The organism is Marichromatium gracile, assembly GCF_004343155.1.
In the GTDB taxonomy this organism is placed as follows: Bacteria; Pseudomonadota; Gammaproteobacteria; order Chromatiales; family Chromatiaceae; genus Marichromatium; species Marichromatium gracile.
In genome coordinates, this window is sequence record NZ_SMDC01000008.1 from 72728 (window position 1) to 88169 (window position 15442).

10 protein-coding genes and 1 tRNA gene are annotated in these 15442 nt (G+C 67.2%); 4 read left to right on the top strand and 7 right to left on the bottom strand.

What is annotated here, in order from left to right:
- Positions 1 to 316 precede the first annotated feature (316 nt).
- From EDC29_RS12025 to EDC29_RS12035, 3 genes are all read left to right on the top strand, one after another.
- Positions 317 to 3517: a bifunctional diguanylate cyclase/phosphodiesterase gene (locus EDC29_RS12025; RefSeq protein WP_132230031.1), complete on the top strand. Its 3201-nt coding sequence runs from the start codon at positions 317 to 319 to the stop codon at positions 3515 to 3517.
- 40 nt (positions 3518 to 3557) lie between these two features.
- A complete protein-coding gene (gene acuI, locus EDC29_RS12030) occupies positions 3558 to 4556 on the top strand; it encodes an acrylyl-CoA reductase (NADPH) (RefSeq protein WP_123143197.1) in 999 nt (332 codons plus the stop codon).
- 215 nt (positions 4557 to 4771) lie between these two features.
- Complete coding sequence (locus tag EDC29_RS12035) at positions 4772 to 6532, top strand: SufS family cysteine desulfurase (RefSeq protein ID WP_132230033.1); 1761 nt, start codon at positions 4772 to 4774, stop codon at positions 6530 to 6532.
- Positions 6533 to 6589: 57 nt separating this feature from the next.
- Here the strand turns inward: EDC29_RS12035 and EDC29_RS12040 are convergent, their stop codons facing one another.
- Complete coding sequence (locus EDC29_RS12040; RefSeq protein ID WP_005224143.1) at positions 6590 to 6775, bottom strand: hypothetical protein; 186 nt, start codon at positions 6773 to 6775, stop codon at positions 6590 to 6592.
- A 72-nt stretch (positions 6776 to 6847) separates the two neighbouring features.
- On the bottom strand, positions 6848 to 7519 hold the full coding sequence (locus EDC29_RS12045; RefSeq protein WP_062275071.1) for a Bax inhibitor-1/YccA family protein: 672 nt from the start codon (positions 7517 to 7519) through the stop codon (positions 6848 to 6850).
- Positions 7520 to 7813: 294 nt separating this feature from the next.
- Here EDC29_RS12045 and EDC29_RS12050 point away from each other — a divergent pair.
- Positions 7814 to 7903: transfer RNA gene (locus tag EDC29_RS12050), tRNA-Ser, on the top strand.
- Positions 7904 to 8180: 277 nt separating this feature from the next.
- Here the strand turns inward: EDC29_RS12050 and EDC29_RS12055 are convergent.
- The 5 genes from EDC29_RS12055 to EDC29_RS12075 form a co-directional block, all read right to left on the bottom strand.
- On the bottom strand, positions 8181 to 10577 hold the full coding sequence (locus EDC29_RS12055; RefSeq protein WP_132230035.1) for a pentapeptide repeat-containing protein: 2397 nt from the start codon (positions 10575 to 10577) through the stop codon (positions 8181 to 8183).
- A gap of 22 nt (positions 10578 to 10599) precedes the next feature.
- Positions 10600 to 10836, bottom strand: coding sequence for a hypothetical protein (locus EDC29_RS12060; RefSeq protein WP_123140918.1), 237 nt, complete (start codon positions 10834 to 10836; stop codon positions 10600 to 10602).
- Positions 10837 to 10934: 98 nt separating this feature from the next.
- Positions 10935 to 11720 carry a thioesterase II family protein gene (locus tag EDC29_RS12065; RefSeq protein ID WP_132230037.1) on the bottom strand — a complete coding sequence of 262 codons (786 nt, stop codon included), beginning with the start codon at positions 11718 to 11720 and terminating at the stop codon, positions 10935 to 10937.
- Positions 11710 to 12990: an MFS transporter gene (locus EDC29_RS12070; protein WP_132230039.1), complete on the bottom strand. Its 1281-nt coding sequence runs from the start codon at positions 12988 to 12990 to the stop codon at positions 11710 to 11712. The genes EDC29_RS12065 and EDC29_RS12070 overlap by 11 nt, the downstream gene beginning before the upstream one ends.
- Positions 12991 to 13003: 13 nt before the next feature.
- Entirely contained in the window at positions 13004 to 15121 is a 2118-nt protein-coding gene (locus EDC29_RS12075; RefSeq protein ID WP_123140921.1) for a TonB-dependent receptor, read from the bottom strand.
- Positions 15122 to 15442 lie beyond the last annotated feature (321 nt).

Below are 15442 nucleotides of genomic sequence, written 5' to 3' on the forward strand. Positions count from 1 at the left end.
GGTGTCGTCAAGCATAGCGGCGGCGTCGCCGGCTGTCCCCGAGGTTCGTCGATGATGTACTGCTCGGGTGGGGACGCCCCATTTGATCAATGCCCTTGCGCCCGTCAGAATGCGGGTTCCGATGAGTCGCCCCGGGGTGGGGCACGTGGGCACGGATGTTGTTCTATGCTGATCGCCCAAGGGTCAGGGAGACGGAGCCGTGGCGCATGCTCGGTCGCGACCCCTCCCTCCGCCCGTCGCATGTCTGTCTCGCCCCCTAACCGAGCACGATGAGAAAAGGTTCCAGTCTCCGTTGTCCCGCCATCCCGAGCCGTCCATGAAGTCGATCGATGCCTGGGCATGTCTCGATGCCCTCGAGTGTGCGATCGCGGTGATCGATCCCGAGGGGCGGGTGCTCTACAGCAACCGTCAGCAGCGCGCGACCCTGCCGCTCGGTGTCTGGGCGGTGCCGGAGGGGCCTGGCCAGGTGCTCGATCAGGCGCGCCAGGGGGTCCGTGAGGTCTGCCAGGGGCGGCGCGCCGACTTCTCGCTCGAATACGTCTTGCCGCTCGAGGGCGAGACCCGCTGGCTGAGTCTCGGCGCCCGTCTGCTGAACGATGGCGAGGAGGCCGAGCGGCAGGTGCTGGTCGCCCATCGCGATGTCTCCGCCTATCGGCTGACCGAGCAGGCACTGGCGCTCACCCAGGGGCAGCTCGGCAGCGTGCTCGACAACTCGCCCGACCTGATCTTCTTCAAGGATGAGAACGGGCGTTATCTCGGTTGTAACCGCGCGCTCGGCGCGCTGGTCGGTCGCGAGCCGGCGGAGATCATCGGTCAGGATGATGAGGCGCTCTTCCCTCCCGAGGTCGCCGCGCGGGTGCGCGCCGATGATCGACTGGTGCTCGAACAGAGGCGCGCGCGCCGCTTCGACTTCTGGTACAGCGACGCGCGCGGCCAGCGCCTGCTCTTCGACGTCCTCAAGACCCCCTATCACGGTCCCGACGGAGAGCTGCTCGGGGTGATGGGCTGCGGGCGCGATCTCAGCGCCCTGTATCGCACCCAGACGCTGCTGAGCGAGGCGCAGGCAATCACCGCGCTGGGCAGCTGGGAACTCGACCTCGCCACCGGTCGGGTGTTCTGGTCGGCGCAGCTGCTGGCCATCCTCGGGGTCGATCCCGGGACCTTCGTCGCCAGCGAGCAGGGGCTGCTCGAACGGGTCCATGACGAGGACCGTGGCCGCGTCGCCCGGGTACTGGATGCGGCGCGGTGCGGTATTGCCACCGAGGACGTCGAGCATCGCGTGGTGCGCCCGGACGCCGGGGTGCGCTGGGTGCGCCAGCGCATCCGGATCGTGCCGGGGGATCGTGGCGAGCCGTTGCGGGTGTTCGGCTCGGTGCTCGACATCACCGAGGATCGTCGCGCCCAGGAGGCGCTGCGCCAGAGCGAGGCGCGCTACCGCGCCCTGTTCGAGGGCGCCGAGGAGGCGATGTGGGTGATCGACGGCACCGACCTGAGCTGTCTGGCCAATCCGGCCGCGGCGCGGCTGTTCGGCTATGACAGCGCCGCCGAGCTGACCGATGTCCATCCCGGCGCGCTCTCGCCCGAGTTCCAGGCCGACGGGCGTCGCTCGGCGGACCGCAACGCCGAGGTGCTGGGGTTTCTCGCCGAGCACGGCAGCGCCCGTTTCGAGTGGCTGCACCGGCGGCGCGACGGCTCGACCTTCCCGGCCGAGGTGCGCACCCGGCGCATCGAGCTCGAGAGCGGACGGCTGCGCGTGGCGATCATCCGCGATCTCAGCGAGCAGCGCCGGCGCGAGGACATCCTGCGCCTGACCAACGCGGTGTTCGAGAACACCGCCGAGGGCATCATCGTCACCGATGCCGACGGCGAGATCGTCGCGGTCAATCCCGCCTTCACCGAGATCACCGGTTACACCCCGGAGCAGGTGCGTGGTCGCAACCCGCGACTGCTCAAGTCCGGTCGTCAGGGTCAGGACTTCTATCGTCAGCTGTGGCGCGCGCTGCTCGAGCAGGGGCGCTGGCAGGGCGAGCTGTGGAACCGGCGCAGCAACGGCGAGCTTTATCCGCAGTGGATGAGTATCAACGCCATCCGCAACCACCACGGTCAGGTGGTCAACTATGTCGCCATCTTCAGCGACATCACCGAGCGCTACCGCTCGGCCGAGGAGATCGAGTATCTCAGCAACCACGACCCCCTCACCGGCCTGCCCAACGCCCGGCTGCTGAAGCAGCGCCTGGCCCAGGCTGTCGACCTGGCGACCATCCATCGTCAGCGCCTCGGGGTCTTCTATGTCGATATCGATCGCTACAACGACGTCATCGCCAGCTACGGTCACAATGTCGCCGACACCGTGCTCTGCGTGCTCGGCGAGCGGCTGAGCGAGTCGACCGGGCCGGGCGATCTGGTGGCGCGGCTGAGCGATGACACCTTCGTCATTCTCACCGAGATCGAGGGCGAGATCTCCGCCGCCTCGGCGTTCGCCGCACACTATCTCGCCATCTGCTGTCAGCCGATCGAGATCGCCGGTCACGGTCAGCTCACCCTCAGCGCCTCGGCCGGCGGCGCGCTCTATCCCGGCGACGGCGAGAATGCCGCCGAGCTGCTGCGCAATGCCGCCTCGGCGCTGCTCTCGGCCAAGCGCAGCGGGCGGCGCTCGATCGCCTTCTACCGCCCCGAGATCACCGCCGCGGCGGTCGAGCGCCTGGCGCTCGAGGAGGCGCTGCGCATTGCCCTGGCCGAGGAGCAGTTCGTCGTCCATTATCAGCCGCTGGTCGAGCCGCAGCAGAACGGCATCCACGCCGCCGAGGCGCTGCTGCGCTGGCAGCGTGGCGGTCAGCTGGTGATGCCCGGGGTCTTCATCGACATCATCGAGAGCAGCGATCTGGTGGTGCCGGTGGGGCGCTGGGTGATCGAGGCGGTGCTGCGCCAGATGCGGCTGTGGCGCGACGCCGGGCTGCCCGAGATCCGCGTCTCGGTCAATGTCTCCGAGCCGCAGATCACCGCCGGCGGGCTGGCCGAGACCATCGCCGACCTGCTCGAACGCTACGACATCCCCGCGCGCCTGCTCCATATCGAGCTGATCGAGCGGGTGCTGCTGCAAGACCCGGAGCGCGCCCTGGCCGAGCTGGAGCGACTGCGTGCCCTCGGTATCGGCATCTCGCTCGACGACTTCGGCACCGGTTATTCCAGCCTCAGCTATCTCACCCATTTCCCGGTCGACTTCATCAAGATCGATCGCAGCTTCATCAACGACCTCGCCACCGACGGGCGCAGCCGCGCGATCGTGCGCGCCATCCTGTCGATGGCGCGCAATCTCGATATCGGCACCGTCGCCGAGGGCGTCGAGGACCTTCGCCAACAACGTATCCTCACCGCCGAGGGCTGCGACCTGATCCAGGGCTATCTGATCAGCCGCCCGGTCTCGGCCAACACCCTGACGCGCATGCTCGAGGACCAGCAGCGTGCGCGAGGCCCTCGTCGCTCACCCCAGCGCGCCCTGGTCCCGACGGCGGGCTGACGTCTCCACCCCTCACTCCCAACGCACAGGAGATCGCCACATGACGACCACCTTCAGCGCCTATCGGATCGACCGTCGCGACGGCGCCCAGCAGCTCGAGTTCACCCGGCTGACCGAGGCCGACCTGATGGAGGGCAATGTCACCGTCGCGGTCGAGTACTCGACGCTCAACTACAAGGACGGGCTGGCGCTCACCGGACGCTCGCCGATCGTGCGGCGCTTCCCGCTGATCCCCGGCATCGATTTCGCCGGTCGGGTGGTGGAGTCGGGCGATCCGCGCTTCCGCCCCGGCGATCGCGTGGTGCTCAACGGCTACGGGGTGGGGGAGAAGCACTCCGGCGGCTATGCCGGACGCGCCCGGGTGCCGGGCGACTGGCTGGTGGCGTTGCCCGAGGGGCTGACCAGCCGCCAGGCGATGGCCATCGGCACCGCCGGCTACACCGCGATGCTCGCGGTGCTGGCGCTGGAGTCGCACGGACTCGAACCGGGCGCCGGCGAGGTGCTGGTGACCGGCGCCGCCGGCGGTGTCGGCAGCATCGCCGTGGCGCTGCTGGGGCGGCTCGGCCATCGGGTCACCGCGGTCACCGGCCGACCGCACGAGGCGGACTATCTGCGCGAGCTCGGCGCCACCGAGATCCTCGATCGCGCCGAGTTCACCCAGCCCCCGCGCCCGCTCGAATCCGAGCGTTGGGCGGCGGCGATCGATGTCGCCGGCGGGCTCACCCTGGCCAACGTGCTCAGTCGCATGCAGCGCGCCAGCGCGGTGGCCGCCTGCGGGCTGGCCGATGCGATGGAGCTGCCGACCACGGTCGCGCCCTTCATCCTGCGCGGCGTCACCCTCTACGGCATCGACTCGGTGATGGCCCCGCACGCGCTGCGCGAGCGCGCCTGGTCGCGGCTGGCGCGCGATCTCGATCTCGACCGGCTCGAGACCATGACCCGCGAGGTCGACTTCGCGCAACTGCCCCAGGCCGCCGAGGAGATCCTCGCCGGACGGGTCCGCGGTCGCACCGTGGTGCGCATCCCCGAGGCCGACTGAGCCGCGCCACTGGCATCTCGCCCGCGGCGGACCCATCTCCCTACCCAATGGGGGCGCGCGGAGCGCGCCCCGTCGACCGAATCGACCACGCCGCCCAGGGACGCGCGCCGTGTGCCACCCGAGTGCCTGCCGCACTGTCGCAGCCGCATCCGGCCGACCGCACCGGGCGCCGCCGCGATAGAATCGTGCATCGCCTTAAACCAATGAATTCAGCCATGAACGCTCAAGCCGCACCGGCTCCGCGCAGCGATGACGCGACCCTCGACGTCGCCGCGCTGCGCGCCCAGTTCCCCATCCTCTCCACCCAGGTCGATGGTCGCCCGCTGGTCTATCTCGACAGCGCCGCTTCGACCCAGCAGCCGCAGGCGGTGATCGCGGCGGTCAGCGATTATCACCGTAGCGCCCACGCCAACATCCATCGCGGCAATTACCGCCTCTCGCAGCACGCCACCCGGCTCTACGAGCACGCCCGCGCGGCGGTGGCGCGCTTCCTCAACGCCGCCGAACCCGCCGAGTGCGTGTTCACCCGCGGCACCACCGAGGCGATCAACCTGGTCGCCGCCACCTGGGGGCGCGCCAACCTCGGCCCCGGTGACGAGATCCTGCTCTCCAACCTCGAACACCACTCCAACATCGTCCCCTGGCAGATGGTCGCCGAGCAGACCGGGGCGCGTATCCGCGTCATCCCCATCGACGATGCCGGCGACATCGACCTCGACGCCTATCGTCGGCTGCTCTCGCCGCGCACCCGGTTGGTCGGGGTCAACCAGGTCTCCAACGCCCTCGGCACCGTCAACCCGGTGCGCGAGATCATCGAGCTGGCCCACGCGCACGGTGCCCTGGTGCTGGTCGACGGCGCCCAGTGGGTCGCCCACGGGCGCACCGACGTGCGCGCGCTCGATGCCGACTTCTACGCCTTCTCCGGCCACAAGCTCTACGGCCCGACCGGGATCGGCGTGCTCTATGCCAAGCGCGCGCTGCTCGAGGCGATGCCGCCCTACCAGGGCGGCGGCGACATGATCGAGCAGGTCAGCTTCGAGGCCACCCGCTATGCCGCGCCGCCGACCCGCTTCGAGGCCGGCACGCCCAACATCTCCGGCGCGGTGGGGCTGGGCGCGGCGATCGACTGGATCGAGTCGGTCGGCTTCGAGCGCATCAGCGCCCACGAGCAGTGGCTGCTGCGTCATGCCACCGAGCGTCTGGAGGCCATTCCCGGGCTCGCGCTCAAGGGCCGGGCGCAGCGGCGCAGCTGCGTCACCTCCTGGGTGATGGAGGCGCCGGCGATCTCCAGCCTCGACCTCGGCACCGCGCTCGACCTGCGCGGCATCTGCGTGCGCACCGGCCACCACTGCTGCCAGCCGCTGATGGAGCGGCTCGGCGTGGCGGCCACGGTGCGCGCCTCCTTCGGGGTCTACAACACCCTGGAGGAGATCGACACCCTGGCCGATGCGCTGATCGAGATCGCTGACGAGATGCGCGCGCGTCAGGCACGGGTCGCGCCCGTCGCCGAGACCGCGCTCGACTACCCGGGGCCGAGCGCCGAGTCGCCCGCCGCCGCCGCCGCGCAGATCGCCGACGACTTCGAGCTGCTGCCCGACTGGCCGACCCGACACGAGTACATCATCGACCTCGGCGGTCGGCTGCCGCACCTGCCCGCGTCGATGCAGAACGCCGCGACGCATGTACAGGGGTGTCAGAGCCAGGTCTATATCGCCGCCCGCGCCATGCCCGACGACCCCGAGCGCGTCGAGTTCCTCGCCGACAGCGACGCCGAGCTGGTGCGCGGGCTGATCGCGCTGCTCCAGCAGCTCTACTCCGGGCAGCGCGCGCGCGACATCCTCGATTTCGACGCCCGCGCCTTCTTCGCCCGGCTCGGGCTCGACGGGCATCTCAGCATGAACCGGCGCAACGGCCTCGAGGCGATGGTGCAGCGACTGCGTCAGGTGGCCGCGCGTCAGGTCGCGGCGGACGCCTGAGCGAATGCGTTGGCACGGGGCCGGACGGCCCCGTGCCGGGGGAGGGTGGGGCGCGCCTCAGCGCACCGCCATGATCAGCACGATCACCAGCGCCGCGACTGCGCCGAGCGGCACGATCGCCGCCGCCCAATCACCCTTCTCGGCCTTGGGGCCGTGCTCCTGCCAGCGCTTGTAGACCGGCCAGAGATAGAACAGCATCAGCCCGAGCAGGGCTGCGGCCATGATCTTCAGGAACAGTTCCATGGTGGAGACCTCCGGCGAGACAAACAAAAGCCCCGGCGCGGGGCCGGGGCTGTTGCGGGGCGAGCAGGGTGATTACTCGTCGCCGCCCATGATGCCGAGGATCTGCAACAGGCTGATGAAGATGTTGAAGATGCTCAGATAGATGCCGTAGGTGGCCATGATGTAGTTGGTCTCCTCACCCCGCGCGATCCGGCTGGTATCGAACAGGATGAAGCCGCTCATCAGCAGGATGATGGCCGAGGAGATCGCCAGCGACAGCGCCGGCATCTGCAGGAACAGGTTCGCGATCACCGCGATCATCACCACCATCATGCCGGCGAAGATGAACCCGCCCATGAAGCTGAAGTCACGCTTGCTGCTGAGCGCGTAACCCGACAGCCCGAGGAAGATCGCGGCGGTGCCACCGAAGGCCAGACCCACGGTCTGCGGGCCGTTGGGCAGCGCCAGATACATGCTCAGGATCGAGCCCAGACCGAAGCCCATCAGGCCGGTGATCAGGAAGATCACGCCGATGCCGGCCGAGGAGTTGGCGGTGCGCGGCAGCACGAACATCCCCAGCACCATGGCCACGATCACCGAGGCCAGGTAGGTCCAGGAGGGCATCGCCAGCGCGATCGACAGCATCGCCGTCAGCGCGCTGAAACCGAGGGTCGCGGCCAGCAGCAGGTAGGTGTTCTTGAGCACCTTGTTGGCCGAGACGGCCGACGGGGCACTCTGAACGAAGGAAAAGTTGTTGTTGGCCATGTCGTGCATTCACTCCTTATGGTCGAACAGGTTGGGAAACCGAGTTGATCGCTGGGTGAGACTGATTGCGATCTCTCAAGTTCCAGAAGGATACCTGACCCGCCGCCCCGCGCAAGCCCGACCGGACTTGGGAAAACGCCCGAGTTGCGGTATCCTTCCATCCCCGCCAGATGCGGACGACCGGCGCCAACTCAAGCCGTCCCCACAGGTCGTCTCGCGCGTGCCCCGGAGATTTGGCTGAGCGGTCGCAAGCGACGGTCTTGAACGCGGCCCGTCACGGCGGAAAAAGTTATTGGAGGGATGGCAGAGCGGTTGAATGCACTGGTCTTGAAAACCAGCAAGGGTTAATGCCCTTCCAGGGTTCGAATCCCTGTCCCTCCGCCACATCAATCAAGCGCTTGCAGCCCATCTGCTCACGGTTGGCTTGATTCTGGAAACCCGCCTCTCGGCGGGTTTTTTCGTTTTGGGGCCGGTATGACCCGTGGGCACATGAAGCCGGTCGGTTGGGTTGGCCATCCTTGGCAAGCCAACGGCTGAGCCGTCGCTTGACGATGACCTCGATCGTCTTCTGGCGTCGATCGGGCTCGTTTGTTTGCCCGTCGCGACCGCCATCGCTGCCTCGATGACCGGTGAGCGATGGGCAACCCAACCTACGGGGCTGTCAACGCCTCGTGAGGATTGGGCAGTCTTCTTCACTCGCCCGTCGTTGAATCGCCTCAGCCAATATCGGATTGGCTTCAGATCTTTCAATCATGCGTGCCGCAATGTATTGGTTAGAACAGGCAAGATTGGCGAGATAGCCCGCTTGTTCCTGCAGGAATTCTTCCTCACTGGGCGGGTCTGGCCAATTGGCGAAGAGGCCGCATTGGTCATAGATTGCCTGTGGGGCTTGCGCTGGTGAAATCACCGTTGGCGTCAACGGCAGATCGAAGGCAATCGACCAGAAAGTTTCGATGCTTGTGGAGATGCGTTTTTTCGATGATTCAGAAAAAATGTCGGAGTAAATTTTAAGATCGTATTCCGTTTGGGTAATAAAGTAGAAGCTTATGCGGTACGCGAGACTCATGATATCTATGGGGTCTATGGGGTCTATGGGGTCTATGGGGTCTATGGGGTCTATGGGGTCTATGTATAAAATTAGGTCCGTGGATAAGGGATGATTGGTGGTTTTGACTGGTTTTAATTTGTATTCTTTTTTAGAAGTTTTAATTTCTATGGGAAGATGTTTTTCTAATCTAAGATTGGAAAGTGTTAGATTGGAATTATCAAAGTCTGTTGAATAAATAATCGCTCCTTGAAAACTGCTCCCTTGTAGTTGTGCCTCGCTGAGATTGGCGCCCTGTAGTTGCGCCCAGTTGAGATAGGCCCCCTGCAGTTGTGCTTCCCTGAGATCGGCCCCCTGCAGTTGCGCACAGTTGAGGTTGGCTCCCTGCAGTTGTGCTTCCCTGAGATAGGCCCCCTGTAGTTGCGCCCAGTTGAGATAAGCCCCCTGCAGTTGCGCCCCGCTGAGATCGGCCCCCTGTAGTTGCGCCCAGTTGAGATCGGCCCCCTGTAGTTGCGCCCCGCTGAGATCGGCCCCCTGTAGTTGCGCCCCGCTGAGATCGGCCCCCTGTAGTTGCGCCCCGCTGAGATCGGCCCCCTGCAGTTGCGCCCCCCTGAGATTGGCCTCCTGTAGTTGCGCCAAGTTGAGAGCGGTTCCCTGCAGTCGAGCTTCGCTGAGATTGGCGCTCTGTAGTTGTGCCAAGTTGAAATTGGCCCCCTGCAGTTGCGCTCCGCCGAGATTAGTGCTCTGTAGTTGCGCTCCGCCGAGATTAGCGCTCTGTAGTTGCGCTCCGCCGAGATCAGCGCTCTGTAGTTGCGCTCCGCCGAGATCGGCCCCCTGCAGTTGCGCTCTGCTGAGATCGGCCCCCTGCAGTTGCGCCCCTCTGAGATCGGCCCCCTGCAGTTGCGCTCTGCTGAGATCGGCCCCCTGCAGTTGCACCATGCTGAGATCGGCCCCCTGCAGTTGCGCCTCCCTGAGGTCGACATCCCAAAGCGTCGCTCTCCAAAAATCCGCATACCGCAAATCGCGATGTCGCAAGTCCAGTGCTTGACCGACGTCTTTCCAGATCTCGGTGCGCTCTTCATCCGTGTCGATATGGGCCGCGTATAGCACCTCGGCGGGTGGGGCCTTTCCCATTAATACGCGCTCACGTAAAGTCAGGTTACGTTGGAAGAGCCAGTTTATCCACTGTTGGTTTTCACCGATCATCCATTCGATTCCACCTCCCGGTGGAACCATTAGTCCCCATATGGCGCCTAAAAAGATTAGCGCCAAGGCTGGAGGTACTCGCGCGCCCCTGCGCTGCCATCTCCGGTTCGGACGAACCAGCCTCCCGATCTTTCTCGGCAACCATCTGGATGTCGGCCAGCGAATTCGCCAGCGGCCGGAGCGCGAACTCAGGCGCGGCCAGAGCAGCGCGATGAGCAGCAGATCCAGGGTTATGACGAGCTGATGGTCGAGGGTGATCCAGAAACTGTGATAGGGCAGAAACCGCCATTGAATGGCGGCCAGCAGCAGGATCGGCAAGAGAATCATGGTCACTTTGACCACGACTCGCAGCATCAAGCGGATCAGGCCCGGTTGGTGTCGACCGATGAGCACATAGCTGAAGACGAGTGGAAAGGGGAGCTCTCGATAGGTGCGTTCTTCCGCCTCGGGAAGCTTCAGCAACAGGGCGTCGAGATTGAACAGCTTGCGCGAGAGTTGGAAGAACTGCAGCAGCAGGTGAGCGTGGAAGAAGAGCACCAGCCAGGGGATAAAACTATAGAACCCCAGCAACGGCAACTCGATGTCGAGCAGCGGCAGGGTGGCGCCGGTCTCGCGCAGCAGTTGTTCGTCGTCCGTGGAGAAGACGATGACCGCGATATAGAAGCTGAACAGCAGGAAGGTGACATAGAGGTTGCGGACGTGTCGCGCCGCATCGTCGGCGGAGGCCCGTAACAGCGCAAGCTTCGCGAGGACGTCCTGCTCCTCCAGCGCCCAGAGGTTCTCCTTGCCATCCCACCGCCTGGACATCCGCCACCATCCCGGTTACACATCAGGTGTCCCCATTGTAGGGAAGCCCCATCGCCCCGTCATCGCCCGACGCCACGCCGCCCGATATCTGCGCCGACGTCTGGTGATCGGCATCAAGCGCCCTCGGGACACCGAGGCGGTTTTTCATCCCACGCGCGGATGTCGGGCAAGCCGTCCAAGAAGCCGATTCGTCGATGTCGTGGCCGACGGCCCCACCGATATTGCCGGTCGGATGGGCAACGCGCAGCGTGCCCATCATCGCCGCGCGCCGTCTCCAGGTACGGATGTCGGGTTGCCCGCCCCGATCGCCATCGCCTCCCGGTGGCCGCTGAGCGACGGGCAACCCGACCTGCGTGGCTACTGGGCGAGCAATGCGCTCAACCGGGCGACCACCGGGCCCGGCGCGTCGCTGAGATAGAAGTGTCCGCCGGGGAAGGTCTCGACGCGGAAGCCGGCGTCGGTCCAGCGCGACCAGGCATCGGCCTCCTCGGCGTCGAGGTCGGGGTCGTCGCGGCCGCGGAAGACGGTGAGCGGGCAGGGCAGCGGCGGGCGCTCGGGGTCGGGGCGGTAGGTCTCGATCAGGCGGTAGTCCTGGCGCACCGCCGGCAGCACGATGGCGCGGATCTCGGGCAGCGCGAGCAGCTCGGGCGGCGTGCCGCCGAGCGCGGTGAGCGCCGCGCACAGGGTGTCGTCGTCGTGCCGATGGAGGTCGCCGCCGTGGTGGCACTGCGGCGGCTCGCGCGCCGAGATCACCAGCTGCTCGGGCGCGCGCCGTCCCTGGTCGATGAGCGTCTGGGTCAGCTCGTGGGCGAGCGCCCCGCCCATGCTGTGGCCGAACAGCGCCCAGGGACGATCGAGCCAGGGGCGCACGGCACCGGCAAGCTGCCCGACCAGGGCGGGGATGTCCTCGGGCAGCGGCTCGTCGAGCCGGTTCTCGCGCCCCGGCAGACACACCATCAGCGGCTCGATCCAGTCGGGCAGCAGCGGCGGCCAGTGCTTGAACAGCGCCGGGGTGCCGCCGGCGTGCGGCAGGCAGAACAGCCGCAGCCGCGCCGCCGGGCGCGGTTGCGGGCGGCGGATCCAGCGCCCGGCCGCCGCCGTGGCGGCGGCCGGGGCGAGGTGGCGCGAGGGTTCAGCGCGCATCGCCCGTCACCACGGCGGGGTCCAGCGCGGGCGCGTCCTCACTCGACTCACCCTCGGGAAAGACCCGCTGGAAGCGGTAGGGCAGCGCCAGCAGCAGGGCGACGACGGCTACCGCCAGCGCGGTCCAGATCACCGAGAGATAGCCGAGCTGTTCGGCCAGCGAGGTGCTCACCGTCGCCGCGACCATCGCAAAACCCATGCTCAGGCTGAACTGCAGGCTGTAGTCGGTGGCCGGGGCGTCGTGCGAGGCGTGGTCCATCATCACCGCCGCCAGCACCGTGGTGGCCGGGTTGCAGAAGAGGAAGAAGGCGCCGATGGCGAGCATCACCGTGAGGGTGTCGGTCATCCCCAGCAGCGGCAGCGCGACGGCGCCCACCCCGATGATCTGCAGCAGCGCCGCGCCGGTCAGCGCGTTGCGGCGCGCCACGCGGTTGAACACCCAGCCCGCGGCCAGCGCGCCGATGATGCCGACCACCGAGCCGAAGACATTGACGGTGAAGCCGATGCGCTCGACCGACCAGCCGAGATCGACCAGGATCGGGGTCAGCGGGATGAACATCAGGTTGTAGCCGAGCGGGTAGAGCAGCAGCATCGCCAGCCAGTAGCGCCCGGGGCGGGCGCGCAGCAGGGCACCGATGCGCGGCAGCAGCCGGGGCCGCGCGGTCGTCGCCACCGGCCAGCGCGGCTCGCGGAAGACGAGCAACTGCACCAGCGCCACCCCGGTGGCGAGGGCGAGCACCACCATGCTGCCGACCCACCCCAGATAGGGATAGGCCATCAGCACCACGCCGCCGCCGAGCATGTTGCCGAGCAGTCCGCCGGCGACCTGGATGCCGTTGCCGGTGCCGCGCTCCTCGGCCGGGATCAGCCGGCAGGCGAGCCCGTCGGCGGCGATGTCCTGGGTCGCCGAGAGCAGGGCGACCACCACGCAGAGCAGATAGATGGTGGAGAAGTCGTCGATCAGGTCGTAGGCGCCGATCAGCAGGAAGCAGGCCATCATCCCCGCCTGCATCAGCATCAGCCAGCCGCGATAGTGCCCCCAGCGGCGCACGCCGATGCGGTCGACCAGCGGCGCCCAGAGGAACTTGAGCGCCCACAGCAGCCCGAGCATGTAGACCAGGCTGATCTGGTCGAGCGGCGCGCCCTGCTCGCGCAGCAGCGCGGCGAGGGCGATGACGAAGAAGCCGAGCCCGAGGTACTGGGTGGTGTAGAGGCTGGCGAGCAGCCACCAGGTGGACCTCGGGGTCTTGGTCCGGGTTGGATCATTCATCACGGATCAGGTCTCAGAAGAAGTAATTGACGCCGAGTCCGACGGTACGCCCGCGCGCCGGCGCGCCGATCCGCAGGGTCGGGGTGTACTGGTAGGCGTAGAGGTCGTAGTCCTCGTCGAGCAGGTTGTCGGCCCACAGATAGAGCTCGGCGTTGCCGGCGGCGAGGCCGACGCGCAGGTCGAGCTTCTGGTAGGCGTCGAGGTCGAAGGTGTTCTGCGGGTCGCCGGGGCGCTCGCCGACGAAGCGATAGCTGAGCTGGGTGTTGAGGGTGAGCGGACCGAGCCCGCCGACGGCCGGCAGCGGCTTGACGTGGCCGAGGCTCAGGCTCGCGCCCCAGCGCGGCACCTCGGGGACGCGGTTGCCGTCGTCGACGTCGCCGCCGGAGACGCCGACCGCGTCGCTGGTGATCTGGGCGTCGGTATAGCTGAGCGCGGCGGCGAGCGAGAGCCCGTTGTCGAAGGCATAGCGCCCCTCCAGCTCGGCGCCCTTGCTCTCGGTGTCGGCGTTGATCGCGGTGGCGGCGAAGGTGTGGGCGTCGTAGCCGAGCAGGTGGTCGTCCTTCACCCGGTTGAAGAAGAGCGCGCCGTTGAGGGTGAAGCGCCCGTCGAGCGATTCGTGCTTGAAGCCGAGTTCGAGGGTGTTGACGCTCGCCGAGTCGTAGGGCGTGCTGCCCTCGATGCTGGAGGCGTAGTCGTTGAAGCCGCCGGACTTGTGGCCGCGGGCGAGCAGGCCGTAGAGGTTGGTCTCCTCGCTGAGGGCATAGCTCAGCGCCAGTCGCCCGGTGGTGTAGTCGTCGCTGAGGTCGCGCTCGTCGCGGGTCACCGTGGCGCCGCGCCGATAGCTCGCCTCGTAGTCCTTCTCGTCCCAGGAGTGACGCACGCCGCCGGTGAGCTTCAGCGCATCGCCGAGCGGATAGGTCAGCTCGCCGAACAGCGCCGCGCTCTGGCTGCTGAAGTCGCGCGCATAGAAGTTGCCGGTCATGGTGTCGAGGGTGTCGAAGGTGCGGTCGGACTGCGACAGGTGCAGGCCGGTCACCCAGAACACCGGGGCATCGGGCAGCGACGACCAGCGCAGCTCCTGGCTGGTCTCGTCCTGCTCCGAGGTGTCGAGGAAGGCGACCTCGCCGGGGAAACCGAAGACCTGCTCGGTGATGGTGCGGTCATAGGCCTTCCACTTGACGATATCGGTCGAGACCAGCGAGGTGATGAGACTCAGCCGGCTGCCGGCGAGGTCGTGGTTGATCTCCAGCGAGTAGCGCTCGGTCTTGCGCTCGTTGTCGTCGAACAGCCCCGGGGTGAGGTCGTTGGCCGGCTGATCGCCATAGGGTTGGGCGACGATCAGGTTGGCCTGGTGCTCGATCGAGTAGCGCTCGGCCACCAGCGTCGCCTCGGTGCCCGCGCCGATCTCCCACAGCAGGGTGCCGCGCAGGGTCTGCTCGTGCGGGCGCATCAGCGGCTCGCCGTCGCGGCTGTTCTCCACCCAGAGATCCGAGGTGGTGTTGCGATAGGCCACGCGGGCGCTCACCTGCTCGGAGATCGGGCCGCTGAACACCGCCTCGCCCATTTTGCGTCCGAGCTCACCGACCTCGCCGCGCACATGGCCCTCGAAATAGCGTGTCGGCTTGCGCGTGGTGACATTGATCGCGCCGGCCTCGCTGTTGCGTCCGAACAGGGTGCCCTGCGGCCCCTTGAGCACCTCGATGCGCTCGATGTCGAGCATGCCGAGCGCGAGGTTGCGCGTGGACATCGACACCCCGTCGACGTTCAGCACCACCGAGTTGTCGTCCATGTTGAGCTGGTAGAGCGAGCCGACGCCACGGATGCGCACGTTGGAGTTGTTGGGACCGCCGTCGCCGCTGATGTCGACGCCGGGCACCGTCGCCAGCACCTCCTCGAGGTTGTCGAGACGCTGCTCCTCGAGCTGCTCGCCGCCGAGCACGCTGAGCCCGAAGGGGATCTCCTTGGCCTGCTCCTCGCCGCGTCGGGCGGTGACGGTGATGGTCGACAGCGAGACCGAGGCCTCCCCGGTCTCCGCGCCCGCCGCGTGCGTGGCCACGGGCAGGGTGGTCAGTCCGCTCGCGCCGACGACCAGCGCCAGGATCAATGGCTGGATCTGCTGTGGGGGCGTCATGGAATGCTCTCTCTTGTTCATCTGCGTGCTTCTTTCCTTAGCGATGCATGGGCCTTGCGGGCCTCGGGTGAACACGGGCGCGGGTCGCTCCGTGATGTCGTCGCCCGCCGCTCGGCTGGCGGGAGACGGTTGCCTGGTGTGCCTGTGCCGTTCCATCGCGGCGCTGGGCGCATCGGCATCGCGCAGCGCCCCCGCCGCGGTGCGCGGCGCGGGGCGTGGCTGGCCGACAGCCGCGGGATGGCTGTCATCGGCTGGCTGGAAGGTCGGGTGTGCATGAGGGCGAGGCGGGCTCAGCCGGGATCGTCCGGTGTGGCGCCTGGC